Origin of the sequence: Phaeobacter porticola (genome assembly GCF_001888185.1) — a bacterium.
In the GTDB taxonomy this organism is placed as follows: Bacteria; Pseudomonadota; Alphaproteobacteria; order Rhodobacterales; family Rhodobacteraceae; genus Phaeobacter; species Phaeobacter porticola.
Window position 1 is genome coordinate 681340 of the sequence record NZ_CP016364.1, and the last position, 26079, is coordinate 707418.

Annotated in this window: 21 protein-coding genes; 11 read left to right on the top strand and 10 right to left on the bottom strand. The window is 60.6% G+C overall.

Going from position 1 to position 26079, the window contains the following annotated elements; all coding sequences use genetic code 11:
- The first annotated feature begins 31 nt into the window (after nt 1-31).
- Nucleotides 32-643 (top strand): CDP-alcohol phosphatidyltransferase family protein, encoded by a 612-nt coding sequence (locus tag PhaeoP97_RS03385; RefSeq protein ID WP_072503879.1) that lies wholly within the window; start codon nt 32-34, stop codon nt 641-643.
- Between the two features lie 172 nt (nt 644-815).
- On the opposite strand, the gene PhaeoP97_RS03390 is transcribed toward PhaeoP97_RS03385, so the two are convergent.
- The 8 genes from PhaeoP97_RS03390 to xdhA form a co-directional block, all read right to left on the bottom strand.
- The gene (locus tag PhaeoP97_RS03390; protein ID WP_072503880.1) at nt 816-1889 is read right to left on the bottom strand and encodes a BMP family ABC transporter substrate-binding protein; all 1074 of its coding nucleotides are present in this window, start codon (nt 1887-1889) and stop codon (nt 816-818) included.
- A gap of 104 nt (nt 1890-1993) precedes the next feature.
- Nucleotides 1994-2914: an ABC transporter permease gene (locus PhaeoP97_RS03395; RefSeq protein ID WP_072503881.1), complete on the bottom strand. Its 921-nt coding sequence runs from the start codon at nt 2912-2914 to the stop codon at nt 1994-1996.
- A gap of 1 nt (nt 2915) precedes the next feature.
- Nucleotides 2916-3230, bottom strand: a complete 315-nt coding sequence (locus tag PhaeoP97_RS03400; protein ID WP_072503882.1) for a DUF2834 domain-containing protein — start codon at nt 3228-3230, stop codon at nt 2916-2918.
- Entirely contained in the window at nt 3230-4309 is a 1080-nt protein-coding gene (locus PhaeoP97_RS03405) for an ABC transporter permease (protein WP_072503883.1), read from the bottom strand. The genes PhaeoP97_RS03400 and PhaeoP97_RS03405 overlap by 1 nt, the downstream gene beginning before the upstream one ends.
- Before the next feature lie 117 nt (nt 4310-4426).
- A complete protein-coding gene (locus PhaeoP97_RS03410) occupies nt 4427-5944 on the bottom strand; it encodes an ABC transporter ATP-binding protein (protein WP_072503884.1) in 1518 nt (505 codons plus the stop codon).
- Complete coding sequence (xdhC, locus tag PhaeoP97_RS03415; protein ID WP_072503885.1) at nt 5941-6891, bottom strand: xanthine dehydrogenase accessory protein XdhC; 951 nt, start codon at nt 6889-6891, stop codon at nt 5941-5943. The genes PhaeoP97_RS03410 and xdhC overlap by 4 nt, the downstream gene beginning before the upstream one ends.
- Before the next feature lie 3 nt (nt 6892-6894).
- The gene (gene xdhB, locus PhaeoP97_RS03420) at nt 6895-9300 is read right to left on the bottom strand and encodes a xanthine dehydrogenase molybdopterin binding subunit (protein WP_072503886.1); all 2406 of its coding nucleotides are present in this window, start codon (nt 9298-9300) and stop codon (nt 6895-6897) included.
- Nucleotides 9300-10745, bottom strand: a complete 1446-nt coding sequence (gene xdhA, locus PhaeoP97_RS03425; protein ID WP_072503887.1) for a xanthine dehydrogenase small subunit — start codon at nt 10743-10745, stop codon at nt 9300-9302. Before xdhA ends, xdhB begins: the two co-directional genes overlap by 1 nt.
- Before the next feature lie 442 nt (nt 10746-11187).
- On the opposite strand from xdhA, the gene dnaE reads away from it, so the two are divergent.
- The 9 genes from dnaE (at nt 11188) to PhaeoP97_RS03470 (ending at nt 22299) form a co-directional block, all read left to right on the top strand.
- On the top strand, nt 11188-14700 hold the full coding sequence (dnaE, locus tag PhaeoP97_RS03430; RefSeq protein WP_072503888.1) for a DNA polymerase III subunit alpha: 3513 nt from the start codon (nt 11188-11190) through the stop codon (nt 14698-14700).
- 234 nt (nt 14701-14934) lie between these two features.
- Nucleotides 14935-15465 carry a GNAT family N-acetyltransferase gene (locus PhaeoP97_RS03435; RefSeq protein WP_072503889.1) on the top strand — a complete coding sequence of 177 codons (531 nt, stop codon included), beginning with the start codon at nt 14935-14937 and terminating at the stop codon, nt 15463-15465.
- A gap of 141 nt (nt 15466-15606) precedes the next feature.
- Nucleotides 15607-16374: a glucose-1-phosphate cytidylyltransferase gene (rfbF, locus tag PhaeoP97_RS03440; protein WP_072503890.1), complete on the top strand. Its 768-nt coding sequence runs from the start codon at nt 15607-15609 to the stop codon at nt 16372-16374.
- Nucleotides 16371-17444 carry a CDP-glucose 4,6-dehydratase gene (gene rfbG / locus PhaeoP97_RS03445; RefSeq protein WP_083570417.1) on the top strand — a complete coding sequence of 358 codons (1074 nt, stop codon included), beginning with the start codon at nt 16371-16373 and terminating at the stop codon, nt 17442-17444. The genes rfbF and rfbG overlap by 4 nt, the downstream gene beginning before the upstream one ends.
- Nucleotides 17441-18007: a dTDP-4-dehydrorhamnose 3,5-epimerase family protein gene (locus PhaeoP97_RS03450; RefSeq protein ID WP_072503891.1), complete on the top strand. Its 567-nt coding sequence runs from the start codon at nt 17441-17443 to the stop codon at nt 18005-18007. The genes rfbG and PhaeoP97_RS03450 overlap by 4 nt, the downstream gene beginning before the upstream one ends.
- A complete protein-coding gene (locus PhaeoP97_RS03455; RefSeq protein WP_083570314.1) occupies nt 18004-19350 on the top strand; it encodes a class I SAM-dependent methyltransferase in 1347 nt (448 codons plus the stop codon). Before PhaeoP97_RS03450 ends, PhaeoP97_RS03455 begins: the two co-directional genes overlap by 4 nt.
- Nucleotides 19351-19352: 2 nt before the next feature.
- Nucleotides 19353-20567, top strand: a complete 1215-nt coding sequence (locus PhaeoP97_RS03460; protein WP_072503892.1) for a glycosyltransferase family 2 protein — start codon at nt 19353-19355, stop codon at nt 20565-20567.
- A gap of 11 nt (nt 20568-20578) precedes the next feature.
- Entirely contained in the window at nt 20579-21469 is an 891-nt protein-coding gene (locus PhaeoP97_RS03465) for an NAD-dependent epimerase/dehydratase family protein (RefSeq protein WP_072503893.1), read from the top strand.
- 59 nt (nt 21470-21528) lie between these two features.
- Complete coding sequence (locus PhaeoP97_RS03470; protein ID WP_072503894.1) at nt 21529-22299, top strand: cephalosporin hydroxylase family protein; 771 nt, start codon at nt 21529-21531, stop codon at nt 22297-22299.
- A 178-nt stretch (nt 22300-22477) separates the two neighbouring features.
- On the opposite strand, the gene PhaeoP97_RS03475 is transcribed toward PhaeoP97_RS03470, so the two are convergent.
- Both PhaeoP97_RS03475 and PhaeoP97_RS03480 read right to left on the bottom strand, forming a co-directional pair.
- Complete coding sequence (locus tag PhaeoP97_RS03475) at nt 22478-23557, bottom strand: class I SAM-dependent methyltransferase (protein WP_072503895.1); 1080 nt, start codon at nt 23555-23557, stop codon at nt 22478-22480.
- Nucleotides 23558-23658: 101 nt separating this feature from the next.
- Nucleotides 23659-24861 (bottom strand): ROK family transcriptional regulator, encoded by a 1203-nt coding sequence (locus tag PhaeoP97_RS03480; RefSeq protein ID WP_072503896.1) that lies wholly within the window; start codon nt 24859-24861, stop codon nt 23659-23661.
- A 168-nt stretch (nt 24862-25029) separates the two neighbouring features.
- On the opposite strand from PhaeoP97_RS03480, the gene PhaeoP97_RS03485 reads away from it, so the two are divergent.
- Nucleotides 25030-26046: a sugar ABC transporter substrate-binding protein gene (locus PhaeoP97_RS03485; RefSeq protein WP_014875702.1), complete on the top strand. Its 1017-nt coding sequence runs from the start codon at nt 25030-25032 to the stop codon at nt 26044-26046.
- Nucleotides 26047-26079: the final 33 nt, after the last annotated feature.

Below are 26079 nucleotides of genomic sequence, written 5' to 3' on the forward strand. Positions count from 1 at the left end.
CAAAGCCCCGGTGCGCGGGGTAGGGGAGAGTATGTTTGATTCAAAAATCCGCCCGCTGATCGATCCGATGCTGAACGCGCAGGGGCAGGTGATTGCCCGTGCCGGGATCAGCGCCAATCAGGTCACGCTGACCGGGCTGGCGCTGGGACTGGTGGCGGCGGTGATGATTGCCTGCGGCCTGTTTGCGCTGGCGCTGCTGCCGCTGTTGCTGTCACGGCTGGCCGATGGTCTGGACGGCGCGGTGGCGCGGGCCAGTGAACCAAGTGATTTTGGCGGCTATCTCGATATCACCTGCGATTTCCTGTTCTACGGCGCGGTGCCGCTCGCCTTTGTGTTGGCGGATCCGGCCCAGAACGCGGTGGCGGGCGCCTTCCTGTTGATGACGTTCTATGTGAACGGCACCAGTTTTCTGGGCTACGCGGTTCTGGCGGAAAAGCACAAGATGAAGAGCACGGCGCGCGGCGTGAAGACGCTTTATTTCACCGGAGGCCTGCTGGAGGGGGCGGAGACCATCGGGTTCTTTGTTCTCCTGTGCCTGCTGCCGCAGTGGTTTGCGCCGCTGGCCTGGGTGTTTGGTGCGCTCTGTCTGGTGACTGCTGGATCACGGGTGCTGCTGGCACTGCGGGTATTCCGCCGCGACTGAGGTGCTTGGCAGCGGCTGGGGAATTTGAGTATTTATGGAAAGGTGACGGGCGAGAGGATCTTTGCCTAGGCGGGACTGTGTTCTGCCGGTGCAGTGAGGGGTATCTATGGAAAAGGCCCGCCGGATGAGGCGGGCCTTTCGTGTCATTACATCGTTGAAGAGGTGGCACCGCTTACTGCGGGATATCGCCTTGAATGCCTTCGACGAAGAAGTTCATGCCCGCCAGCGTGCCGTCATCCGCGGTCTCACCCTCTGCCAGCCAGTCGCTGCCGTCCTGTTTTTTGATCGGACCGGTGAACGCATGGTAGGAGCCATCGGCCAGGCTTGCCTTGAGCGCCAGAGCTTCTTCCTTGATGTCAGCGGGAACCGCATCGGTGATCTCGCCGATTTTCACCATGCCGTCGCCGATACCGTGCCAGGTGTCGGTGCTCTCCCAGCTGCCATCCATCACCGCCTGGGTGCGGGCGATGTAATAGGGTGCCCAGTCATCAATGATTGAGGACACGCGGGGTTTCGGCGCATACTCGGCCATGTCGGAGGCCTGCCCGAAGGTATAGACATTGCCAGCAGCCTGCGCGGCGGCCTGCGGCGCGGTTGAGTCGGTGTGCTGCAGGATCACGTCGGCGCCCTGTTCGATCAGAACCTTGGCAGCGTCGGCTTCCTTCGCCGGGTCAAACCAGGTGAAGGCCCAGACGATTTTGAACTCCACATCGGGGTTCACCTTCTTGGCGTGCAGATAGGCCGAGTTGATGCCGCGGATCACTTCGGGGATCGGATAGGAGCCGATGTAGCCGACGATATTGCTCTCGGTGAGATTGCCCGCGATGTGGCCCTGCACCGCACGGCCTTCGTAGAAACGGGCCGAGTAGGTGGAGACATTGTCGGCACGCTTGTACCCGGTGGCGTGTTCGAATTTCACGTTCGGGAATTTCTTGGCGACGTTGTTGGTCGGATCCATATAGCCAAAGGACGTGGTAAAGATCAGATCCGCGCCCTGTAGGGCCATTTGGGTGATCACACGCTCGGCATCTGGGCCTTCGGCGACGTTTTCGACATAGACCGTTTCGACCTTGTCGCCGAATTTCTCAACCACGGCCTTGCGGCCCTGATCGTGCTCATAGGTCCAGCCGCCATCGCCGACCGGACCGACATAGACAAAGCCGACCTTGGTCTGATCGTCGGCCATCGCGCTGGTGGCCAGGCCCAGGGCCATGGCGGCGCTGGTCAGAAGTTTGCTCACATTCATCAAAGGGTCCCCTCATGTTGGTTATCTTGCAGCCGTGACGTTGCACGATCTGATGTGTGGTGGTCCGACCGAAGCCGAACCAAAAGACAGCTCCCCGCTGGCACTTAGCGAGAGGCGTGGAAGTTACGGCCAAGTGCAGCCGGTGCACTGCTTTTATCGGCCGATAGAATGACAAGCACCAGAATGGTGATCAGATAAGGCGACATTGCCAGATACTCGACCGGGATGGCAACGCCTGCGGCCTGAAGATTGAGCTGCACCACGGTGACACCGCCAAAAAGATAGGCACCCAGCAGTGCGCGCCATGGCTTCCAGCTGGCAAAGACCACCAGCGCCAGCGCAATCCAGCCCACGCCGGCGGTCATGCCCTCGGTCCACTGGGGCACCCGGATGAGGCTGATATAGGCGCCGCCAACGCCGGCGCATGCACCGCCGAACAGGATTGCCATCAGGCGGATGCGGACCACCTTGTAGCCAAGCGCATGGGCGGCGTCGTGGTTTTCGCCAACAGCCCGCAGGATCAACCCGGCGCGGGAGAACTTGAGCAAAGCCCAAACAGCGGCGGTCAGTGCGATGCCGAAATAGAGGATGATATCATGGCCAAAGAGGATCGGACCCACCACCGGCAGATCGCTCAAGACGGGGATATGGATGTCGCCCATTTGTGGCGGCTTCACCCCCACATAGGATTGCCCCATCAGCGCTGACAAACCCAGTCCAAACAGGGTCAACGCCAGACCCGAAGCGACCTGATTGGCCTGGGCAAACTGGGTGAGAAACCCAAACAACACCGACAGCAGCGCCCCCGCAAAGGCCGCCGCGACAAAGCCCAAGAGCGGCGATCCGGTCTCAACCGCTGTGGCGAAACCGGCGATGGCGCCGGTGATCATCATGCCTTCGACACCAAGATTGAGAACGCCTGATTTCTCCACCACCAATTCGCCAATAGCAGCGATCAGGATCGGGGTGGCCGCCACCATCAGCGAGGCGACAAGGAGGACGGGATTGATTGCAGAGAGATCCATATCAGGCGTTCCTCGTTTCACGCAGGGCAAAATAGAGTGGCAAGGCAAGGGAGAGGCCAACCGTGAAGGCCGCAGGCAGGGTCAGCCACCACAGGCCGACGCCTTCGCGTTTGGCGTCAAAGAAGGACCAGGTCCAGAATATTGGGATCGACAGCAGGATATCCGTCGAAAACCCCGCAGCAGCCCCATTCTCAAACAACGCCATTATGAAAAGAACTGGCGACAGGCCGTGCTGTGCAATGAATGACGCAAAGAACAGCCAGGGCAGGACGGTGCCCAATACCGCGAGGCTCCACCAGAATGCAGGCCTTGGCATCACGCTACCTCCCGCTTGCGCAGCGTGATGCGGAAATTGGTGAGCAAATCGAACGCCAGCAGGAAGAACAGCAGCATTCCCTGAAAGACCTGGATCGCGGCGGATGGCAGTCCCATGTTGGACTGCGCGATATCGCCGCCGATATAGGTCAGCGCCATCAACCCGCCGGCCAGCAGAATACCCACCGGATGCAAGCGGCCCAGAAAGGCGACGATAATCGCGGTGAACCCGTAGCCGACGTTGAAATCAATGCTGACCTGCCCCGATGGTCCCGCCACCTCAAATAGGCCTGCCAACCCGGCCAGCGCGCCGGATGTGCCCAGGCAAAACAGGATCAGCCGCGCAGGTTTCACACCGGCAAAACGGGCCGCACGCGGGGCCTCGCCAGTCAGGCGGATATGATAGCCCAGCATATGCCGATTGAGCAGGATATAGGCAAAGATCACCGCGATCAGCGCCGCAGCAACACCCCAATGCAGCCCCAGATCCTGGTCGATCCAGCTGTTGGCGCTAGCGTATTCGCTGAGGTTGCGGCTGCCGGGAAAGCCAAAGCCTTCGGGGTTTTTCATCAACCCCAAGGACATCGACGCCAGAAACTGCTGCGCCACATAGACCAGCATCAGGGAGACAAGGATCTCATTGGTGCCAAAACGGGTCTTTAGGAACGCCGGAATTATGGCCCATAGCCAGCCGCCCACAGCCCCGGCAACAACCATCAGCGGAAAGATGAACCAGGCCTCCATGGGGTAGAACGCAAGGCCTGTGCCCGCGCCAAACAGCGCCCCCATGATGTACTGTCCCTCGGCGCCGATGTTCCAGATCCCGGCGCGAAAACCGAGACTGAGACCAATGGCGATCAGCACCAGTGGCGCGCCTTTGATCAGCAGCTGAGGTCGGTAGTAAAAGGCAAATTCGCCAAACAGCGGTTCCCAGAAAATCGTGCGGATTGCCTCCGCCGGGTCTTTGCCCAGGGCCGCGAACAACAGCCCGCCTGCCATCATTGTTGCCAGTACCGCCACCAGCGGCGTGGCCATGGACCAAACCCGCGATGGTTGCGGTCTTTTTTCAAGCCGGATCATCCCCAATGCCCCCGTTGGCCGGAGTTTTGATCTCCGGATCTTGTCATCTTTCTAAAAATACTCCCGCCGGAGGCATCGGCCTCCAGCAGCAGACCGCTTCGGCGGGAGGTCAAAGCGTCACACATGCGCCACTTCCATCCCATGGGCGCCGCCCATCATCAGGCCGATCTCATCGACACTGAGACCCGCCGTGGGGCGCGGCGCGCTCAACCGGCCCTCATTCAGGGCGGCAAAACTGTCGGCGATCTCCATCAGCTCGTCCAGATCCTGGCTGATGCAGATGATGGCGGTGCCGCCCGCTGCCAGATCCAGCAGGGACTGGCGGATCGCGGCGGCTGCGGCGGCGTCGACGCCCCAGGTCGGTTGGTTCACCACCAATACGTCAGGGCGCTGCAAGACCTCGCGGCCAATGACAAATTTCTGCAGGTTGCCGCCTGACAGCGACCGGGCCGCATTCTCGGGGCCCGGTGTGCGCACGTCAAACTCCGTGATCACCCGTTTGGCAAACTCAGCTGCCGCCCCCCATTTCAGGAACCCGCGATTGGACAGGCCTTCGCGGGTGGCGGCGGTCAGCATGGCATTTTCCGTCAGGCTCATATCCGGTGCGGCCGCATGACCCAGACGCTCCTCCGGGGCGGCCAGAATACCCAGTCGGCGACGCGCCACGGGGCCCAGATTGCCAACCGGTGCCCCATGCAGGGTGACAGCATCTGCCGCAGTTGTGGTTTCACCCGACAGCACCGCCAGCAATTCATCCTGACCGTTCCCGGCCACACCACCGACGCCCAGGATCTCGCCTTTGCGCACGGTCAGATGCACATTTTTCAGCGTGGTGCCAAAGGCCGACGGTGCCGGCACCGACAGACCTGTGATATCCAGCGCCACCTCGCCAAGTGCGCGGCCGGAGCGTTCCGGGGTTTGCAGCGCTGTGCCCACCATCATCTCTGCCATATCGCGGGCCGAGGTCTCAGAGGGCACACATTCACCGACATTCTTGCCCAGCCGCAGAATGGTTGCATGATCACAGAGCGTGCGGATCTCTTCCAGCTTGTGCGAAATATACAGGATCGACGTGCCCTCAGCGCGCAGCTTTTGCAGGGTTTCAAACAAGATCTCCACCTCCTGCGGGGTCAGAACAGAGGTCGGCTCGTCCATGATCAACAGCTTGGGATCCTGCAGCAGGCAGCGGATAATTTCGACCCGTTGCCGTTCGCCGGCAGAGAGGTCGCCTACCGTGCGGTAGGGATCCAGCGGCAGGCCGTAGGTCTCGGACACTTTGCGGATCTGCGTCGCCAGATCGCGCAGCGCAGGTGGGGTTTCCATACCAAGAGCGATATTTTCCGCCACGTTCAGCGCGTCAAACAGCGAAAAATGCTGAAACACCATGGCAATGCCATCAGCGCGGGCCTGGCGCGGCTCGCCGGGGGTATAGGGTTCCCCGCGCAGTAGCATCTTGCCGCTATCAGGCTTCACGAGGCCATAGATCATTTTGACCAGCGTCGATTTCCCAGCGCCGTTCTCGCCGAGCAGGGCGTGAACCTCTCCCGCGCCGATATCAAAGGAGACCGTATCGTTGGCAACAACACCGGGATAGGCCTTTGTCAAACCTTGCAGGCTCAGGAGAGGTTGGGTCACGCGCGTCTGTCCTTCTTCAACTCGTCTGTGGCGCCCAGGCGCAAAAGCTCTGCCGCAACCCCCACCGCAATCATCTGCGGATGCTTGCCAAGGGCGGGATCGCCCATGGGGCAGGTCAGCCGGGCGATCTGATCCGGCCAGTGGCCCAATTCCCTGAGCCGTGAGCGGAACCGCGCCCATTTGGTGGCAGATCCGATGACCCCGGCAAAGGCAAAGCCGCGCAGCAACAGGGCGTGGCATAGCGCCAGATCCAGCGCATGGGAATAGGTAAGCACCAAATGCTGTGCATTTTCAGGGGCATGGGGCACCAATGCCGCAGGTTCCGCTGCGGGCACGGCGGTGACAGTCGCAGGAATGTCAGAGGGAAAGCGCTCAAGCCCGGTATCGACCCAGGTGATATCCAGATCCGGCATCGGCGCCAGCACATCGACCAGGGCGCGGCCCACATGGCCCGCCCCCCAGATCCACAGCGGGGTTTCAGGGCGGTGCACAGGTTCCAGCAGCCAGCCATCGCTCAGCTGCGGGTCGGGGCGCTGCCCCTGACTGCGGGCCAGGGCCAGTTTGCGGCGCAGGGCAAGCGGCGGCTCGTCTGAGTCTGCCCGCAGCGCCCGCAGGATCACCTCATCGTCGAGGTTGTCGAGGTCTTCAGCGCGGTAAATCTCGCTCCACAGCGTGACAGAGCCGCCACAGCATTGCCCCAGATCGGGACCAAGCGCCCGGGTGGTCTGTTGTCGCATCCGCCCCGTCGCCAGCTGGGCACGAGCCGCCCCAGCCGCCTCATGCTCCAGCGCGCCGCCGCCGATGGTGCCGGACTGGCCGTTGTCCCAGACCAGCATGGCGGCGCCCACCTCACGCGGGGAAGAGCCGCGGATGGCGGCAATCACCACCCGCACCACCGGTCCATGGGCCGCAATCCCGCGGCGCAGATCCTGAAGATCAAACCCCATCGCTCAGGCCCCCGGCGCGATGCGGCGCACCGCGCGCCAGAGCTCTTCCGCCGTTGCGGGCGCATTCAGCGCCGGATAGCCGCCCCCATAAGCCCCAACCGCGTCGCTGAGCGCGAGCCAGGCAGAAATCCCCAGCATAAAGGGCGGCTCCCCCACCGCTTTGGAGCGATAGATGCTGTCCTCGCGGTTTTCGCCATTCCAAAGCGCGACATTGAACACATCGGGCCGGTCTGAACAGGCGGGGATCTTGTAGGTGGAGGGCGCATGGGTGCGCAGATTGCCGGTCTGATCCCAGACCAGCTCTTCTGTTGTGAGCCAGCCCGCACCCTGCACATAGGCGCCTTCCACTTGCCCGATATCCAGTGCGGGGTTCAGCGAGGCGCCCGCATCATGCAGCACATCGGCGCGCAGAATGCGGTTTTCGCCGGTCAGACGGTCGACGACAACTTCGGTGATGGCAGCGCCATAGGCAAAATAGAAAAACGGTCGCCCCTTGCCCTGAATACGGTCCCATTCCAGTTTCGGTGTTTTGTAAAACCCGGTGGCCGACAGGCTGATGCGGCCGGTGTAGCATTCCATCGCCGCCGCCTCGAAGCTCAGCTCTTCGCTGCCAATGATAACGCGATCACCCTCAAACCGCACGGCTGCGACCGGCTGCTGATAGCGCTCCGCGAGATAGGCCGCCATGCGGTCGCGGATGGTGTCGCAGGCAGCCTTCACCGCCATGCCATTGAGGTCGGTCCCGGAGGAGGCTGCCGTGGCCGAGGTGTTCGGCACCTTGGCGGTGTCGGTGGCGGTGATCTTCACCTTCTCCAGCGAGATGCCAAAGCGGCTGGCGGCCACCTGTGCCACCTTCTGAAACAGGCCCTGGCCCATCTCGGTGCCGCCGTGGTTCAGGTGGACCGAGCCATCCTGATAGACATGCACCAGCGCACCGGCCTGATTGAGATGGGTCAGCGTGAAGGAAATGCCGAATTTCACCGGGGAAAACCCAATGCCGCGCTTGAGCCGATCGTTCCCGGCGTTCCATTTGGCGATTTCCGCCCTGCGCGCGGCATAATCCGATGTGTTCAGCAGCTCTGCCGTCAGCTCGTGCAGGACGAAGTCCTCCACCGGCATATGATAGGGAGTGGTCTGCACATCTTTGGCGGGTGTGGTGACATCGGCAGGCTCAGCCGGGGCACCGCGAGAGGCAAGATCGCCTGTCGCACCCGGTGCGGGGGCGGAACTGTCGTGGGGATCGCCCGAGGGCGCGGTGGGGGATTGCATTGGCGCGTAATAGTTGCGTTGGCGCAGCGCGACCGGGTCCAGCCCCAGCGCGTGGGCGGCGTGATCCATCAGCCGTTCGATGCCCACCATGCCCTGCGGACCACCGAAACCGCGATAGGCGGTGGCGCTCTGGCGGTTGGTTTTCAGCCGGTGGCTTTCGATGCGGATCGCAGGGATCAGATAGGCGTTGTCGCTGTGCAGCATGGCGCGATCCGCCACCGGCAGCGACAGATCCTGCGCCCAGCCGCAATCGACCAGATGGGTGAACTCCACCCCCTGAATGCGCCCCTCGGCGTCAAAGCCCGCGCGGTAGGAGATGTGAAAAGCGTGACGCTTGCCGGTGATGGTCATGTCGTCATCGCGGTCATAGCGCATCTTGCAGGTCCGACCGGTGGCGCGTGCGGCGATGGCGCAGGCCACGGCCAGCGCGTTGCCCTGGCTTTCCTTGCCGCCAAAGCCGCCGCCCATGCGGCGGGTCTCAACCCGGACGGCATGCATCGGCAGGCCAATGGCCTCGGCCACCTTGTGCTGGATTTCGGTGGGGTGCTGGGTTGAGGAGTTGACCAGCATGCCGCCATCCTCCTGCGGCTGCGCGAGGGCGGCCTGACCTTCGAGGTAGAAATGCTCCTGCCCGCCAAGGTCGAATGTGTCCTCAACCACATGCGCGGCGGTCTGGATGGCGCTGTCGGCGTCGCCTTTGCTGTAGATGCGTGGGCCGTCTTCGAACCGGCTGTTGGCGGCCAGCGCGTCTTCCAGCGTCAGAAGGGCCGGGCGTTCGGCGTAGCTGATCTGGCCTTTGCGTGCGGCCACCCGCGCGGCACGATGGGAGGTGGCGACCACCAGAAACACCGGCTGGCCGATATAGTGAACAGAGCCCTTGGCCAAGAGCGGTTCGTCATGGGCAGACGGCGAGACGTCATTGTTAAATGGCAGATCTTCCGCCGTCAGCACGGCAACCACGCCGTCGCTTTGGCGGACGGCATCCAGATTCATTGCGGTGATATCACCATGGGCCACGGTGGAGAGGCCAAAGGCCAGATGCAACGTATCACGCGGCGCCGGAATATCATCGACATAGCGCGCCTGACCGGTCACATGCAGGCGCGCTGCGTCATGGGGGAGGGGTTTTGCAACAGCCATTACTTCACCTCCAGCACATGGGTGGGGGTGGTCGTCTGGCCCAGATCGTCAAAATAGCGGGCGAGCATATTGGCGGCAGCCTCCAGCCGGTAGTCAGCAGAGGCGCGCATATCGCTCATCGGGGTGAAATCGCAGGCAAATTCCGCCTTGGCGGCGGCAAATACCGCTTCCGACCAGCTGTGTCCGACCAATGCCGCCTCCACATGGCTGGCGCGTTTGGGCACGCCCGCCATGCCGCCAAAGGCGATGCGCGCGGCGGTGACCCGGCCGTCTTCAACTGTCAGGTTGAACGCCCCCAGAACGGCAGAGATATCCTGATCGAACCGTTTGGAGAGCTTGTAAACCCGTAAGCCGTCAGTTTGGCCCTTCGGGCGTGCAGGTAGGGTGATCGCCTCAACAAATTCGCCGGGCTGGCGGTCCTGCTTGCCGTAGTCGATAAAGAACTCCTCAAGCGGCAGGCTGCGGCGGGCATCCCCACAGCGCAGGTGCAGTGTCGCGCCAAGGGCGATCAGCGCAGGCGGATTGTCCCCGATGGGAGAGCCATTGGCGATATTGCCGCCAATGGTGGCGGCGGCGCGCACCTGCTGGCTGGCAAAGCGGCGCAGCATTTCGCCATAAGACGGATGGCGCGCGGCGAGGGCGCTGCGCAGGCGGTTCATATCCACCATCGCGCCGATGCGCAGGCTGCCGTCGGGCTGTTCAGCGATCTCTTTCAGGTCTTCGCAGCCATCCAGAAAAATCACATCCCGCAGATCGCGCAGCTGTTTGGTCACCCAGAGGCCCACATCCGTGGCGCCGGCAATCAGCGTCGCGTCCGGGCGGGCAGCATAGGCGGCTGCCAGTTGGTCGGCGGAGGTGGGGCGCAGAGACGCAGGGGGCTCAGCACTGTTTGGCTTAGGGGGCTCTGCCCCCCGGCCTGCGGCCTCCCCCCGGAGTATTTCGGGAAAGGTGACAGAGTTCTCTGCGCGGATCCAGTCGGGCACCGGAGCCTCAGCAGCGGCTTCGGCGGCGCGGATGATCGGCGCATAGCCGGTGCAGCGGCAGAGGTTGCCTGCAAGCTGGTCGTCGTGATCCTGCGCACCATTCTTATGAGCGGTGACCATCGACATGATGAACCCCGGAGTGCAGAAGCCGCATTGGCTGCCGTGATGGGTGATCATCGCCTCTTGTACCGGGTGCAGCTGGCCATCGGGACCTGCGGCACCTTCGACGGTGCGAATGGATTTGCCATGCAACTGGGGCAGGAACAGGATGCAGGCATTGAGCGGCTTGGCGCCATGGTCATCGGTGACCATCACCGTGCAGGCGCCACAGTCGCCCTCATTACAGCCTTCCTTGGTGCCGGTGAGACCGCGGTCTTCGCGGAGCCAGTCCAGCAATGTCGCCGTCGGAGAGACCTCCGTCAGCGCGACCTCTTCACCGTTCAGTTGAAAGGTGATTGTCATGTCAGAAACCCGTCGCGTTACTTTGGTTTTCCCTTGGTGCCATCCCTTCGATGCGACGTAGAAGACATGGCGGGCCTTGGTAGATTTGTTGCCGGTAGCCTAGAAAGCAGGTTGTTGTTCTGGCAAGGAAAAGTGACTCTGCCATGGAGCGGGCCAGCGGCGCAAGATCCTTGCGGTGTGCCGGTGTATGCTGTTATTTTTGAAGGGTTTAATGCCGAATTGCCGCAGGTTTCAGGCGGATCTTGATAAGACTTTCAAATAAAGCGGAATAATGAGCGGTTAATTTTTTGGCAATTTGGAAGGTCTTCGCCTTGCCGGGGGCAAACCGAGGGGCTGACAGGAGCGCTGGCGCGGGTGAGCGCGCCGTGGTCTTTTGCGCGAACTACGTAGGTTGGGTGCGGAACCGCTTTAACCTTGGCTGTGCTGCCGGTAGCTTGGCCAGATGACAAGTTCTCCCCGATTCATTCACCTGCGCACCCATACAGAATACTCTTTGCTGGAAGGGGCGGTGCGGCTGAAAAAGCTGCCGGATCTGTGCAAGAAATACGAGATGCCCGCAATTGCGGTCACCGACAGCAACAACCTGTTCTCGGCGCTGGAGTTTTCCGTGTCAGCCAGTGGCGCCGGGGTGCAACCGATCATGGGCTGTCAAGTGGACCTGCGATTTTCGGACCCGGCACCAGGAGAGCGGCCCAAACCGCCGGCTCCCCTGGTGCTGCTGGCACAAAGCGAGGCGGGATATGAGCATCTGATGAAGCTCAATTCCTGTCTGTATCTGCGCCAGGGCAGCGAGCTACCCTATGTGACGCTAGAGGAGTTGGCGGAACATAGCGCGGATGTGATCTGTCTGAGCGGCGGGCCGGACGGGCCTGTGGGCTGCCTGTTGCAGCAAGGACAGCGCCCGGCGGCCGAAGAATTGATGCGGCGATTGGCGGCGACTTTCCCGGACCGGCTCTATGTGGAGCTGCAACGTCATCCGGGGGAACATGGCCAGCCGGAGGCAGAGAAACAGACCGAGCGCGGCCATATCGAGATGGCCTATGCGATGGGGCTGCCCTTGGTTGCGACCAATGATGTCTATTTCCCCAATACAGAGATGTATGAGGCCCATGACGCGATGATCTGCATCGCCGAGGGAGCCTATGTCGATCAGGCTGAACCGCGTCGACGCCTGACGGCGCAGCATTATTTCAAAAGCCAGGAAGAGATGGTGGCACTGTTCGCTGATCTCCCGGAGGCAATTGAAAATACAGTGGAAATCGCCAAGCGCTGCGCCTTTATGGCTTATATGCGCGACCCGATCCTGCCGAAGTTTGCCGATGATGAGGTCGCTGAACTGCGCCGTATCGCCAATGAAGGTCTGCAACAACGTCTGGCGGTGATCCCCCATGCGGTGAGCGTTGAGCAATACCAGGAGCGGCTGGATTTCGAGCTGGGTATCATTGAGGGGATGGGGTTCCCCGGCTATTTCTTGATCGTTGCCGATTTTATCCAATGGGCCAAGGACCACGACATTCCGGTTGGGCCGGGGCGGGGATCGGGTGCGGGCTCGCTTGTGGCTTATGCGCTGACGATCACTGACCTTGACCCGCTGCGCTATTCTCTGCTGTTTGAACGCTTCCTCAATCCGGAACGGGTGTCGATGCCTGACTTCGACATCGACTTCTGCATGGACCGCCGGGAAGAGGTGATCAAATACGTGCAGGAGAAATACGGCCGCGACAAAGTTGGGCAGATCATCACCTTTGGCGCGCTCCTGTCCAAGGCGGCGGTGCGCGACATGGGGCGGGTCTTGCAGATGCCCTATGGTCAGGTGGACCGGCTGTCCAAGCTGATCCCGGTCGAGGGCGTAAAACCGATGTCCATCGTGGACAGTCTGCGTGAAGAGCCGCGGCTGCGTGAGGAGGCGGAGAACGAAGAGGTTGTCGACCGGCTGCTGAAATACGGCATGCAGGTTGAGGGGCTGTTGCGATCAGCGGGTACCCACGCGGCGGGTGTGGTGATTGGCGATCGGCCGCTGGATGCGCTGGTGCCGCTTTACCGCGATCCGCGTTCGGACATGCCGGCTACTCAGTTCAACATGAAATGGGTGGAACAGGCCGGTCTGGTGAAGTTTGACTTCCTTGGCCTGAAGACGCTGACCGTGATCCAGAACGCGATGGATCTGATTTTCCAGTCGGGCCGCGATCTGCATGTGGCCGCCGATGGCACCCAGCTTTATGATCCGCCGGAGGGGGCGGAGAACCAGATCAACGCCATTCCGCTGGACGACGCGGTCACCTATGACCTCTACTCAAGGGCCAAGACGGTGGCGGTGTTCCAGGTGGAATCCACTGGCATGATGGACGCGCTGAAGCGCATGAAACCCACCTGTATCGAGGACATCGTGGCGCTGGTGGCGCTGTATCGTCCTGGCCCGATGGAGAACATCCCGGTTTATTGCGAGGTGAAGAACGGCCTGCGAAAGATCCAGTCGGTGCATCCGCTGATCGACCATATCCTTGAGGAAACACAGGGCATTATCGTCTATCAGGAACAAGTGATGCAGATTGCCCAGGTGATGGCGAACTACACGCTGGGCGGCGCCGACCTGCTGCGCCGCGCCATGGGTAAGAAGATCAAAGAGGCGATGGACGCCGAACGCCCGAAGTTTGAGAAAGGCGCGGCGGAAAACGGCGTTCCGGCCAAGAAGGCGTCGGAGGTGTTCGACCTTTTGGAGAAATTCGCCAACTACGGCTTCAACAAATCCCACGCGGCGGCCTATGCGGTGGTCAGCTACCAGACCGGCTGGCTGAAGGCGAACCACCCGGTGGAGTTCATGGCGGGCGTCATGAACTGTGATATCCATCTGACGGATAAGCTGGCGATTTACTTCGAAGAGGTCAAAAAAGGTCTGCGCCTGCCTTATGTGCCGCCCTGCGTGAACCGCTCAGAGGCGACGTTCAACGTGGTCAAGGGGGAGCTGGTCTATGCGCTGGGCGCGCTGAAAAACGTCGGCGTCGAGGCAATGCGCCTTGTGACGGCGGCGCGGCGTGAGAGCGGTGAGGACAAACCCTTTGCCACGCTGTTTGATTTTGCCCGCCGGGTGGATCTGAAAAAGGTCGGCAAGCGCCCGCTGGAAATGCTGGCACGGGCGGGGGGCTTTGACCAGCTGGACCCCAACCGCCGCCGGGTGTTCGACAGCCTCGGCGCATTGGTCGATTATTCGTCTGCGGTGCATGATCAGCGCAATTCCAGTCAGGTGTCGCTGTTTGGTGAGGCGGGGGAGGATCTGCCAGAGCCGCGTCTGCCCGGCACCCCGGACTGGCTACCTGCTGAGCGGCTGTCGGAGGAGTTCAAGGCGATTGGGTTCTACCTCTCGGGTCATCCGCTGGACGACTATATGCCTGCGCTGAAACGCAAGGATGTGATGACGCTGGACGAGGTCACGGCCAAAGCAGAGCGCGGGCCGTTCATGGCCAAGATGGCCGGTATTGTCGCCGGTCGGCAGGAGCGAAAGTCGGCACGCGGCAACCGCTTTGCCTTTGCCCAGCTGTCGGACACCAGCGGCGGTTATGAGGTCACGCTGTTTTCTGAAGTGCTGGAGAAATCACGCGAATTTCTGGAAACCGGCGCCAAGGTGGTGATCACCGCCGAAGCCACGATGGAAAGCGATCAGCTGAAACTGCTGGTGCGGTCTGTCGGGCCGGTGGATGCGGCGATTGCCGATGCGGGGCGCAGTTCGCTGCGGGTCTATGTCTCGGACGCGAAGGCCGTGGCGACGGTGGCACAGGTGCTGGAAGACGCCAAATCCGCCGCCCGCAACGCCTCGCGGGGGGAAGTCTATATGTACCTGCAGGATCCCGACCTACCCGGTGATGTTGAGATGGATCTGGGCCAGCCCTTCCCCATCAACCCCCAGATCAAAGGCGCGCTGAAGTCACTGGACGGGGTGATGGATGTTGAGGAGATTTGACGGTGTAGACTGCCGCTTACCCGGCTGAAAGGCCGGGCCGCGCCAAACCTCTTCCCCGGAGGGCGCGTTTGCAGCATTTCCTGTTTTAGAACTGTTACGGTTGCTTCGATGTTGTGTGCGTCAGAACCCATGGTGATACGTCCTCCAGATCGGGCGCGCGCCTCGCCGCCAAACCAGAGCTTTGCCCATCGTATTCCCACGCTCAACTTCCAGTGAAAGAAAGGACCCATTGCCGTGACTGACCAGCCAGACCTCACTCTGCGAGTTGCAGATGTGGCGGATGCCTCCAGCTTGGCGGCGTTGTCGATGGAGGTCTGGGTTGGCACTTATCTGCGTGAGGGGGTGAGCGGGTTCTTTGCCGATTATGCGCTGGCAGAGCTGACGGCGGCGCAGTTTGAGACGCATCTGGCCAACCCGCAGGAGCATTTTATTGTCTCGCAGAACAGGGTCGGCATTGATGGCTATATCCGCATCAGCCGGGGCAGCCCGGGGCCTGTGCCAGGCTGTTCGGATGTGGAGATCACAACGCTCTATGTGCAGCCGCGCCACCATGGGCGGGGCATTGGGACTGCCTTGCTGCGCGCGGCGTTGGCCCATTGCGCAGAGGAGCGCGTGGCGCGGGTCTGGCTGGCCAGCAATGCCGAAAATACCCCCGCCAAAGCGTTCTACCTGTCGCAGGGTTTTGAACGTATCGGCGAGACCCAGTTCGTGATCGACGATCAGTCTTATCTGAACGACGTCTTTGCGCGCCGATGTCTTTCCTGACCTGATGGGCGCGCGCACCTTGGTGCAGGCTGTAATTCTTTTGATGAATGGCTGCTCAACCGGAGGCGGGTTCACCCGGTCTTAACCACTTTCATGGCATCCCGTAGGCGAGCGGTGAAACTGCAACGCAATGAGGAACGCATGAAAGTCGTTATTCTCGCAGGTGGTCTGGGAACCCGGATCAGTGAAGAAAGTCATCTCCGGCCCAAGCCGATGATCGAGATCGGCGGCAAACCGATCCTCTGGCATATCATGAAGTCGTTTGGCGCGCAGGGATTCACCGATTTTGTGATCTGCTGTGGCTACAAAGGTTACATGATCAAGGAATACTTCACCAACTATATGCTGCATAATGCCGATATCTGCGTCGACATGCAGACCGGTGAGATGGCGCTGTTGCAGAAGAATTGCGAGCCTTGGAAGGTCACCATGCTGGACACCGGCGAGATGACCCAGACCGGCGGTCGGCTTGCCCAGGTTCGCCCCTATCTGAACGAAACGTTCTGCCTGACCTATGGCGATGGCGTGGCCAATGTCGACCTTCAGGCATTGGTGCAGTTTCATCACCAGCAGGGCACTGAGGCCACCGTGACAGCGGTGCAACCGGCGGGCCGGTTTGGCAGCATCGAGATCGACGGCACCACCGCGACCCGCTTTGTCGAAAAACCGGCAGGGGATCATCACTGGGTCAGCGGCGGGTTCTTTGTCTGCGAGCCGTCGGTGCTGGACAGTATCGAGGGGCCGGACACCATTTGGGAAAAAGGCCCGGTCGAGGCGCTCGCAGCGCGCCAGCAGCTCTCGGTCTACAAACACAACGGATTTTGGGCGGCGATGGATACCCAGCGGGACAGGATGTATCTTGAAGGGCTGTGGGAGACGGGCAAGGCCCCCTGGAAGGTCTGGGCGTGAGCGGGTTCTGGCAGGGCAAACAGGTCCTAGTGACTGGGCACACGGGTTTTAAGGGCGCGTGGCTGACGTTGATGCTGGCGCGGCTCGGTGCGCAGCTGCGCGGACTTGCGTTGCCAGCGGAGGATAACAGCCTGTTCGATAAGGCGGGGCTGGCGGATCTGATTCCCGGCGATATATGTGATCTGCGCAATCGTGATCAGCTGGCAGAGATGTTCGCGGGGTATCGCCCTGATGTGGTGTTCCATCTGGCAGCGCAGCCGTTGGTACGGCAATCCTATGTTGATCCGGTCGAGACATGGGATAGCAACGTCACAGGGACGCTGAACCTGCTGGAACTGTTGCGGGACATGGCCGGATCTGAGGTTGCGCCAATGACTGTCGTGGTGGCAACAACGGATAAGGTCTATGCGCCGGTTGCGGGTCGCCATGCCTTTGTCGAGACAGATCGGCTGGGCGGACATGACCCGTATAGTGCCAGCAAAGCTGCGACCGAGCTGCTCGTGGCCTCTTATCGCCAGTCGTTTCTACAGGATCTGGACATTCGCATTGTCACGGCGCGGGCGGGCAATGTGATTGGTGGCGGCGATTGGGCTGAGGACCGTATCATTCCGGATCTGGTTCGCGCGATTGTCGCAGAGCAACCGCTGCATCTGCGATATCCGGCGGCGGTGCGCCCCTGGCAACATGTGCTGGATCCGCTGGCCGGATATATTCGCCTGGCCGAGGTCGCGACTATGGGATCGCCGGACGCCGTGCCGCCTGCGCTGAATTTTGGTCCCGACGCGCAGGCGGAGAAATCTGTGGCGGATTTGATCGCGCATGCCAAGGCGGCCTATCCACATGCTGATCTGACCGTCACACAGGATACGTCCGGTACTGGGCACTGGGTCGAAACCGGGCGTTTGTGCCTGTGCAGCGATGCGGCGCGTCGCAGCCTGGGCTGGGCGCCGCGCTGGGGGTTTGAGCGCAGCGTCGCCGAGACAATGACATGGTATGCTGCGGTGCAGAGCAGTGCTGACCCGCGTGAGGTCACTGAGGCGCAGATCGCCAGATTTGAGGCCGCAGCATGATTTTGGATCAACTGCCTCTGGCTGGCGCCTACAATGTGCGATGGAGCGCATCACGCGACCAGCGCGGTGCCTTTGGCCGTCTGTTTTGCGCAGAGAGTTTTGCCAAGGCCGGTCTGGTCAGCCAGTGGGCGCAGACCAATCTGTCGCGCAGCAGCGCAAGGGGAACCCTACGCGGCATGCACTATCAAACCGCCCCCTTTGCTGAAACCAAGCTGTTGGTCTGTCTGACAGGGCGGATTTTTGATGTGCTGGTCGACATGCGCCCCCGGTCCGCCAGTTTCGGGCGTTGGATCTCACTAACGCTGGACGGTGCGCTGGGCGATGGCGTCTATATCCCGGCGGGTATAGCCCATGGGTTTCAGACCCTTAGTGAGGATGTGATGCTGCACTACAGTCATTCACACCCCTATCGCCCCGCCCATCAGGCTGGGCTGCACTATGGTGATCCCGATCTGGCCATTGATTGGCCCCTGACGCCAGTCGCGGTGTCTGAGAGGGACAGGGCGCTGCCATGTTTTTCCCGCGTCACAGATGATTTGCAAAAAGAGAGAGCGCCACAATGAAGTGTCGACACTGCGCGACAGAATTGTCGCAAGATATTCTGGATCTGGGCCATGCCCCGCCTTCGAACGCCTATCTAAAAACCGCGCAATTGCGGGCGCCAGAGGTCCATTTCCCCCTGCGATTGCTGTTCTGCCCGGAGTGCTATCTGGTTCAGACAGAGGACTACGCTGCGGCGGAAGATCTGTTTGACGCGGAATATGTCTATTTTTCCTCGACTTCGCGCAGCTGGCTGGATCATGCCACGCGGTTCTGCAACGGCGCGATTGAGCGGTTTGGCCTGACAGCGGGGAGCTATGTGGTCGAAATCGCCTCGAACGATGGCTACCTGCTACAAAATTTCGTCGCTGCCGGGATTCCCTGTCTGGGGTTTGAACCTACGGCAAGCACGGCTGATGTGGCGCGCAATAAGGCCGTTGAAACCCGGCAGGCCTTCTTTAACACCGCAGAGGCTGAGACATTGCGCAAGTCGCGTGACGGACGTGGGGCCGATCTTATTGTTGGCAACAACGTCTATGCCCATGTGCCGGACATCAATGATTTCACCCAAGGTCTTGCGGCGTTGCTGGCATCCGAAGGGGTGATTTCGCTGGAATTTCCACATTTGTGTGAGCTGGTAGAACAGGGACAGTTTGATACCGTCTATCACGAGCATTTCTCGTATCTGTCGTTGACCACGGTCAAACGGATCCTTGGGAGCGTCGGCCTGCGGATTTTTGATCTGGAAAAGTTACCGACCCATGGCGGCAGCCTGCGAGTCTGGGCATGCCATGACGCAGCCAGCCACGAAACCCACGCAGCGGTTGCTGCGATGCTGCGCCGCGAGGCGAATGCAACGGTGCCTCAGGGCGCGGGCGGATCGCAGGCTGGTGCCTCTGTCGGGGTTGGCGCAGTCGAGTATTACAGCCGTCTTCAGGCGCAGGCGAATGGGGCGGCACATGCGTTGCTTGATTTTCTGATGCGCTGCCGTGACCGCGGCGAAACGGTTGCGGGATATGGGGCCGCGGCCAAGGGGACCACATTGCTTAACTATGCCGGCGTGGATCGTCGGCTGCTGAGCTATATCGCGGATGCCGCGCCATTCAAACAGGGCCGTTTTCTGCCCGGTGCGCATATCCCGGTGGTTTCGCCAACCCATCTGCGGGACAATCCGCCCGATCATTTGTTGATCCTGCCATGGAACCTGCGTGAAGAAATCGCGGCCGATCTGACCGGGATCAGCGCGCAGCACGGCACCACGCTCTGGACCGTAATGCCGCGTCCCGCACCGGTGCAGACGGCGGCTCACTCGGTGACACCCGCATATGACCCGGCACTGCCGTTGTCTACAAGCAAGGCAGGCTGACCATGACAGACATCAAACTGAGCATCTGTGTGCCAACGTTTAATCGGGCGCGCTACCTAGAGAGTCTGTTGCAGTCGCTGCAACAACAAATGGGGCTGTTTCCTTGGCCGGTCGAGGTGATTGTGTCGGACAATGCTTCCGACGATGAGACCCCAGAGGTGATCAAGAGCATGCAGGGACATCTGCGGCTGCGATGCCTGACGCAGTCAGAAAACATTGGCGCGCTGCGCAATATTCAAAAAGCCATGCGCGCGGCGACCGGCGAATATGCGGTCTATCTCGCCGATGACGATCGGCTTGTGCCAGAGGCGCTGATCCGGGCCGTTGCTCAGCTTGATGCGATGCCCAGTGCGGTAACGCTGTATGCGCCGTGGAATTCCGTCGATTTGGTCACCGGAGACGAAGGGGGGCCCTTTTATTGTCAGCCAAAAACAATGTGCATAGCAAAAGGCGACTACGCAGGCTTGTTGCGGCATGTCCTTGATCACAGTGTTTTTGCCGAGATTTCAATTGTGCGTGTGTCGGCGTTGAGACATCTGACACCGGTTGCCAATGACATCGCGTTCTGGGCCTTTACGGTGCCGTGTGAATACCTGGGGTTTGGGGATGTAATTTTCTCGCATGAGCCCTTTTATCTGTCTGTTGGCCGACACTTTGTCGGTGAGTACCGTGCGCGGCTGGGGCACGACGAAGTGAAGATCGGGTGGGATAAATACCGTGGCGGTTTGGAGCACCTATTTGGGATGGCGTTGCAGCAAGGCGGTGTTGAAAATTCGCAGAATCTTCGTCTCAAAGCGGAGAATATTATCACCAACCGGATGCTGGTTGCACTACGTCTGCGGATGAATCAAGGAGCCGACCCGATTGAAACCTATGCATTGGCGGCGCGGGTGCGCGGGCAAGGTCAGGCGGGGCTATTGGCAGATAGGATGGACCAGATCCGGCTTGCGGCGGCTTTGCAATATATTTGTGTTCTGTTGCCCGACGTGCTGCAGGCCGAAGGAGTGGCGGTCATTGGCAGCTGCCCACCTGCCACGATGGAGGCGCTGGCCGGTATCGCCAGCGCGCCGCTGCGCGAGGTACGCGATGCTGAGGATATCCGGGCCTCTGACATCGTGTTCAACCTAGGCGACGCGGGTGATCCGCTGCATGTTGCCGCAGCACAGACAGCGCTGGTTGCCCTGACCGAGGGTGATCTGATGCGTAAGTTTGCCTGAAGGGGGCCGAGATGGATCAGCCACATTTTCTGCTGACAGGGTCTACCGGATTTGTCGGGCGAGCGGTGACGCAAGAGCTGCACGCCGCCAATGTGCCCGTGCGACATGTCATTCGGCGCGGCACGGTGGATCGGCTGGCCACGCTTGGCCCGCAGGATAGTGTTGTGGAATGTGATGATGTCTTTGCGCAACCGGCAGATTGGTGGACCGAGGTTGCGACAGGTTGCGAGACGCTGCTGCATCTTGCCTGGTACGCCGAGCCGGGAAAATATCAGTTATCACCACGCAATTTCGATTGCCTTTGCGGCACGCTACAAATTGCCGAAGGGGCAATTCAGGCAGGCGTTGCGCGGTTTGTCGGCACGGGCACCTGTCTGGAATATGATCTGCGTGGTGGCGAGGTTAGCGCCCAGACGCGGCTTGATCCGCAATCGCCCTATGCGGCAGCCAAGGCGGCCTGTGCGCTGTCACTGGGGCAGCTGTTGCCGCAGGCTGGCATGTCGTTTCTCTGGGCACGTTTGTTCTATCTCTATGGTGCGGGCGAGGATCCGCGTCGGCTGACCGCCTATATCCACCGGCAGTTGGCTGCGGGCGAGGCGGCGGATCTGTCCGCCGGTGACCAGATACGTGATTTTCTGGATGTGCGGGACGCCGCGCGCCTGCTAGTGCGAGAGGCCCTGTCTGCGCGCACGGGAGCAACCAATATTTCCAGCGGGCGCGGGGTTTCTGTGCGGGCATTGGCTGAGCAGATTGCCGATGGCTATGGCCGCCGAGATTTGCTGCGCTTTGGCGTGCGCCCCGGCAACCCTGATGACCCGCCCGTGGTGATCGGGCTGCGCGAGGGTGACACCGATGCGGCCCCGCCTGATCACGTGGTGGCCAAGAGGGTTGGCGCTGCATAATCCAATACGAATTGCGCCCCCTGATCCCCATTCCCAAGACCTGAAACGAGAGCCCAGATATGACAACTTTTGCCGCAGATATCCCCGCCCGTCTCGACTCCATGCGCAATCACGAAGGATTGCAATCCTCTGCGATGGCCTTCCTGAGAGCCTCTGCACGCGCCGAGTATTCTTACAACTATCACTGGTTGGGACGGCCGATTATCCAGTATCCACAGGATATTGTGGCCATGCAGGAACTGATCTGGCAGATCAAACCGGATCTGATTATCGAAACCGGTATTGCCCATGGTGGATCGCTGATCTTCTCGGCCTCCATGTTGGCGCAACTTGATATGCATGAGGCGATCGAAGCCGGGACTATGTTTGATCCGGCACAGTCAAAGCGCAGGGTGCTGGGTGTCGATATTGATATCCGTCCGCACAATCGTGACGCAATTGATGCGCATCCGATGCGCTCGCGGATTGAAATGATCGAAGGGTCGTCCATTGATGCAGGGATCGTACAGCAGGTGAAGGAGATCGCGGCAGGCTACGACAAAGTGCTGATCTGCCTGGACAGCAATCACACTCATGACCATGTGCTGCAAGAGCTGCGCGCCTATGCCGATCTGACGTCGGTCGATAGCTATTGCGTTGTTTTCGATACGTTGATTGAGGATATGGAAGACGACACCTATCCAGATCGTCCCTGGGGCAAAGGCGACAACCCGCGCACCGCGGTTGAGGCCTATCTGAAAGAGAACGACTGTTTTGAGACGGATGAAGATATCCATGACCGTCTGTTGATCACAGTGGCCCGTGGTGGGTTTCTGCGCCGGGTCAAATAAGGTCGGTTCGCTGGTTTTGAGAAAGAGAGGGTGCAGCATTGGCTGCGCCCTTTTTGTATCTGAAATCCTGTTTAGACCCAGGGACAGGGACAATTTTCACACGGTGCTGTGCCAAGCAGCAACATCCGCCCTAGCGATCCTTTGCGCGGGCGGGCTCGGGCTTGTTTCTGGATGCCGGTCAGAGACAGCGGACCTCAACAAAATCCAGGTTTCGGCTGACCAGTTGCGCTACGATCTCGTCCCGGTAGGCAGGATTTGAAATCGCAAGTATATCGCCGGGACGGGCATCCGAGTAGAACTTGTCGGGGCCGTGGATCGGCTTGATCGAACCGGGCAGCCAGCGCCCCTGTTTGCTGGGGTTGATATCAACGGCATAGGGCACATTGCCCACCAACCGCCCCAGACGGTTGGCGTGCCACAGAAACATACATCCCTTGGTCGCGGCTCCCCAGAAAAAACAGTGGCCCTTGGGGCCGGTCAGAGCCTCCAGCTGGTCAATCTGTCGCTCTAATGCAGGGAACAGGTCGTCAAATCCAATGTCCTGCCAATTGTCGCCTGTGTAGGCCGTGTCAAACCCATTGGCGAGGTCGCCGAGGTTGGCAATGATATATTGATATTGCGCGCCAAAACACAATTGAGCGTCGTGAACCTTGCCGCCAAACAGGGCAGCGAGCGCCTGTTGACTGAAGTAGTTCACGTGTTCGTAGGTGATGTCAAAGAACGTGTTATTCTGCAAAATCCAGTCCAGATTGGGCACTTCGATATAGATATCCGTGTCGCCAAAGACCTGGTGCAGCATGGCCAGAAACCTATGCGGTTGCGGGATATGTTCCAGCACGTGGCGCAGCACAACGATATCTGCAGGCACCCGGTCATTACTGCCCAGATAGCGCTGTTCAATATAAGCGGCGTCGCCGGTATAGGTGGTGTCGTAGCCCTGGCAGGTGAAATGTCCGGCCTGATGGGCGAGGGTCAGGAAATCTCCCTTGCCGCACCCAACCTCCACCAATGTGCTGCCAGCGGGATAGCGCTGTGTCAGAGCACCAAGCACTTGTTTCATATGGGATAAGAACTGGCTTGAATGGGCCTGACTGTTCTCATAGCTGGTGTCATAGTAGGTTGCATCCGGGTCAAACCGGGCGTTTTCGACAAAGTTCAGCACATGATTACGTCGCAGCTGCATGGCACCGGTGCTCTGATCGTCCTGCGGGTTGAGCAACGGATTGTTGGGCGTGGTGGGCAGATGCAGGGCAGTCATTCTGGAATCCTCTGACAGGGTTCGCCCGATTGGACAAAGCTGGCAGAAATCTCGCAAATCTGTCTCAAGATTCAGTAAATTTCGGACCCGTTCCAGAGCCTCTAGAGGGCAAGGTTGAAGACGGAGTTGGTGTCCAGAAGATATTGTGAGATTACCGGGCCGCTGGCAGCGCCGATGGCGCGGGCGTTGGGGCCGATGGCGCCGCATTCAATGTGGGGCGGGATCAGGCCACGGGCGTCGAGATTGGACAAGGCGGCGCGGGTGCGCTCGACCAGGGCTGCGCGGATGCTGTCGGGCAGGGCACCGTCGATCAGCACCGCTTCGAAGTCGATCACTGCGCAGGTGGCGAGGCTGGCGCGGGCGATGGCGTCTGCGGCCTGATCCAGCCAGGGGGTGACCTCGGCGTCAAATCCCGACCAGTGCATCGGCAGCTGCCAGAGCTGACCGGGATCTTTGCCCGCATCGCGCAGGCGCTGTTCAAGGAGGTGGATGGAGGCAAGATCGAGGAGCTTCGCCTCCCGTCCGTCGGGGCCCAGTGTCGACAGGGAGCCGAGCGCGCCGGCGTTGCCCTGATTACCCTCCAGCACCCGGTGGTTCAGCACCACGCCGCCGCCGATAAAGGCGCCGACAAAGAAATAAGCGTAGTCGCGGTAGGCCTTGCCCCGGCCATACATGTGTTCGGCGCGGCAGGCGGCGGTAGCGTCATTGACAACATGCACAGGCAGGGGGCTGAAGCGCGCAATTTCAGATGTGAAATCAACCGTCTGCCAATCTGCAAGTGCCTCTGCCGGGGCATTGATCTGGGCATGCCAAGTCCAGAGCTGAAAGGGGGCGGCGACGCCGATACCGCAGATGCGCGGGTGCAGCTCTGACGGCAATGCCGCCTCGATCTGGCGCATGCTGTCGCGCAGGAAATCAAAGACCACCGTCGGCGTGGGGTAGGGATAGCGCAGCCGTAGCTGCTGGCGCACCGCACCGCAGACATCCATCAGCAATACCTCGACGCTGCGGCGGCCGATCTTCAGCCCGTAGGAAAACAGGCCGTCAGGATTGAGCCCCATGGGCACCGAGGGTTTGCCAACCCGGCCGCGCTGGGTCTCGCCACGCCTTAGCAGCCCATCGGTTTCGAGTTTGCGCAGGATGACGGAGACGGTTTGTGGCGACAGGCCGGTGCCGCGGGCCAGCGCGCTGCCGGGCATCGCTCCGTTGCGCTGCAGGAGAGACAGGATCAGCCGTTCATTGAACACGCGGACGCCGGTCTGATTGACGCCGCCGCTCAGGGATCTGGCTTGCTCTTGTTCCATGCGGCGGACCCTAATCACGCTTCGAGGTCTACGGAAAGTGCGGATATCACCTTAATAAGTCAAGTTGATTTACTTATTGACAGGGAGGCCAGAATCACGGCCCTCTATGGGCGACATGGCGGCCCGACCGTCTTGTTTATTTTCATTGTGATGCTGAGGGAGGACATCATGAAGAAGCTACTATTGGGTACCGCCATTGGATTTGCGGCCATGACCGGCAGCGCCTTTGCGGCAGAGGGCGTGACCGCCTGTTTGATTACCAAGACCGACACCAATCCGTTTTTCGTCAAGATGAAAGAGGGCGCCGAGGCCAAGGCGGCAGAGCTGGGCATGACGCTCAAAAGCTTTGCCGGGAAGGTGGATGGCGACCATGAAACCCAGGTTGCGGCGATTGAGACCTGCATTGCCGATGGTGCCAAGGGCATCCTGCTGACCGCCTCTGATACCTCGTCGATTGTACCGGCAGTGCAGCAGGCGCGCGACGCTGGTCTGGTGGTGATTGCGCTGGATACGCCGCTGGAGCCGATTGATTCCGCCGATGCCACATTTGCTACCGACAATTTTCTGGCTGGTGAGCTGATTGGCAAATGGGCGGCGGCGAGCCTGGGTGATGAGGCGGCGAATGCCAAGATCGCGATGCTGGATCTGGCTGTCAGTCAGCCCACCGTGGGCGTGCTGCGCGATCAGGGCTTCCTGCAGGGGTTTGGCATTGATCTGGGCGATCCCAACAAATGGGGCGACGAGACGGATCCGCGCATTGTCGGCAATGATATCACCGCAGGCAATGAAGAGGGCGGTCGCCGCGCGATGGAGAACCTGCTGGCCAAGGATCCTATGATCAATGTGGTCTACACCATCAACGAGCCGGCGGCTGCAGGTGCCTATGAGGCGCTGAAGTCGATTGGCCGCGAAAATGATGTGCTGATTGTATCCGTGGACGGTGGGTGCCCCGGCGTACAGAACATCAAGGACGGTGTGATCGGGGCCACATCGCAGCAGTATCCGCTGTTGATGGCCTCCAAGGGGATCGAGGCGATCAGCGCCTGGGCCACCACTGGAGAGAAACCCGCACCGACACCGGGCAAGGCGTTCTTCGACACCGGTGTGGCATTGGTGACCGATCAGCCCGCAGAAGGTGTTGACAGCATCGACACTGCCGAAGGGACCAATCTCTGCTGGGGTTGATCCCATCAGACCCCCTATAGAGGCAGGCCGAAC